This window comes from Paenibacillus sp. 01T422 (genome assembly GCF_056398785.1).
This window is the reverse complement of the sequence record NZ_JBFTQB010001045.1, coordinates 1-2,020: the sequence shown is the minus strand read 5'-3', so window position 1 is coordinate 2,020 and position 2,020 is coordinate 1. Positions and strand designations below refer to the sequence as shown.

Below are 2,020 nucleotides of genomic sequence, written 5' to 3'. Positions count from 1 at the left end.
AGCTAATAATGTGATCCTTCAATTTATTCAATTCTATCAGTGTCTTCATCGCATAGGTAACCAGGTATTTTCCTTCTGGTGTAAGCCTGGTCCCCTTAGAGGACTTCACGATGATCGAAACCCCGAAGTCTTTCTCTAACTGCTGAATCCGATAGGATAACGCGGGTTGCGTGATGTACAGCCGTTCCGCCGCTTTCGTCAGACTCTGTTCCTCCGCAAGATACTGCAGCATGATGCAATCCTTCTCGTTCAACGATCACCCTCCTTTGGGATTTAATTGCCTACGTGTTGTTTGCCTTTGCCTAAAGCTTAGCATACTCTATATCATAATCAAAAAAACTCAGGTAATTTGACCTGAGTTTTTGTCCCTTACTTGCCGAGAAAGTTTTTCATGAAAAATGCAAGTTGATATTCCATGCTTAGAGGATCATTGAAGTAGAATGCCTTCGCATCGGCTTCGAATACGTGTCCATTTTTAACCGCGGGAATATTCTTGTACGTTTCTGTGTTCTGGAACGAATTATCTTCATCCGCATTTTTGCTGAAAATGATATAGTCGCCTAAGTAATCTTTTAGAACTTCCGTTGAGAGAGCAAAGAAACCTTCTTTCTGAGTCATCTCCTTAACTTTTGGTGGCATTGGGAGTCCGAACGCCTGATAGAGAATTTCGGTACCGCGGCCAAAGTTATCCCCATATACATAAAGCTGCTTATTGAAAGTCTCGATAACCGAGATTGTCGCATTAGCGCCGATCTTCGCTTTGATTTCTTCTCCGGCTTTTTTGGTACGTGCTTTGAAATCTTCCACCCAAGCTTGTGCTTCTTTCTCTTTATTCAACAATTTGCCGATTTCCAGCTGCTGCGTTAAATAGTCCACTTTCCCATACGTATAAGTAACTGTAGGCGCAATGCTTTTGAACTTATCGATATTTTTAATGTCTGACAGCCCAATAATGAGGTCCGGGTTAAGCTCAATGATTTTTTCAATGCTTTCGTCCGTTACCACTTCAACGTTTTTCAATTTCTCCTGGAAATTCGGGTTGGTTTTGGACATCTCGTCTACACCGACTAGAGGCACGCCGAGCAGCATAACGTTACCTGTCAAAAATCGGGTTAACACCACGACACGCTGTGGATTCGTCGGTACTTGCACGGGACCATCCTCGGATTGGTAGGTCAATGTGCCCGATCCAGAGACGGTCGCAGTTTGCTTGCTGCCGCAAGCACTAAGCAGAATAACAAAGATCATTACGGACAGTATGAAAAACTTTTTCATTAGATGACTCTCTCCCTTTAGATACATATAGAAATAAATGATTAATCCCCTTTCACTGATCATGAAAATCATTCTCAGTTGTATTCATAATTATAAGTATCCATGGAGAGCCTAACCATGCCTTTTTGTTCGGGAATGGACTTGGACTATTGGTTGCTTGTAAATAAGGCTATTGCCCGTTGAAGCTGCAAACGGATAGACACTGGATTATATGGTATCCACTCATCGCGATCTAGATGATGGACATGATTCCGCTGAACGGCAGCAAGCTTGTTCCAATATGAAGAGTTGAAAATCGTTTCCGAATGTGCGATGGAACCATTAGCATCTGGAAACACAATCACTAGCAAACGAGACCCTGCATACTCATCTAGATCAGATAACTCTATGGGAATGGAATGAAATTGATCCCCAAGCTTCCTCATCTCTTGCTCGATCCTTGCAGGAGGCTGCAGTCCAAGTGATTGATACATCACATAGCCGACATTTCTCCCGCCATAAACGAGCAGTTTCCCCGGTTTAATAACGAGAATCGTAAGAATTTCTTTCGCGACTGCATGGTGCTGGATGAGTGAACGAGCAGCCTGTTCTTCTTTTTCAAAGTCAGCCAACCACTTCTCTGCCCGATCGCTCCTATGAATAGATCGCGCAATAAGACGCAGATGTTCTTTCCAGCCCATTTCCATCCACGAAATATCCACAATCGGCGCTACGACACGCAAATATTCAGGGTTCAGTCCATAAT

3 protein-coding genes are annotated in these 2,020 nt (G+C 43.3%); all 3 read right to left on the bottom strand.

The window, feature by feature from the left end; all coding sequences use genetic code 11:
- Positions 1–253: LysR family transcriptional regulator (locus tag AC1DUA_RS35280; RefSeq protein ID WP_477504171.1), on the bottom strand; the 253-nt coding region annotated here is incomplete at its 3' end.
- A gap of 116 nt (positions 254–369) precedes the next feature.
- Positions 370–1,275: an iron-hydroxamate ABC transporter substrate-binding protein gene (locus AC1DUA_RS35275; RefSeq protein ID WP_477504170.1), complete on the bottom strand. Its 906-nt coding sequence runs from the start codon at positions 1,273–1,275 to the stop codon at positions 370–372.
- A gap of 146 nt (positions 1,276–1,421) precedes the next feature.
- Positions 1,422–2,020: ABC transporter substrate-binding protein (locus AC1DUA_RS35270; protein WP_477504169.1), on the bottom strand; the 599-nt coding region annotated here is incomplete at its 5' end.

Bases quoted from the DNA above. Each gene is read 5' to 3' on its own strand.
- AC1DUA_RS35275 (WP_477504170.1), bottom strand. From the start codon at position 1,275: ATGAAAAAGTTTTTCATACTGTCCGTAATGATCTTTGTTATTCTGCTT.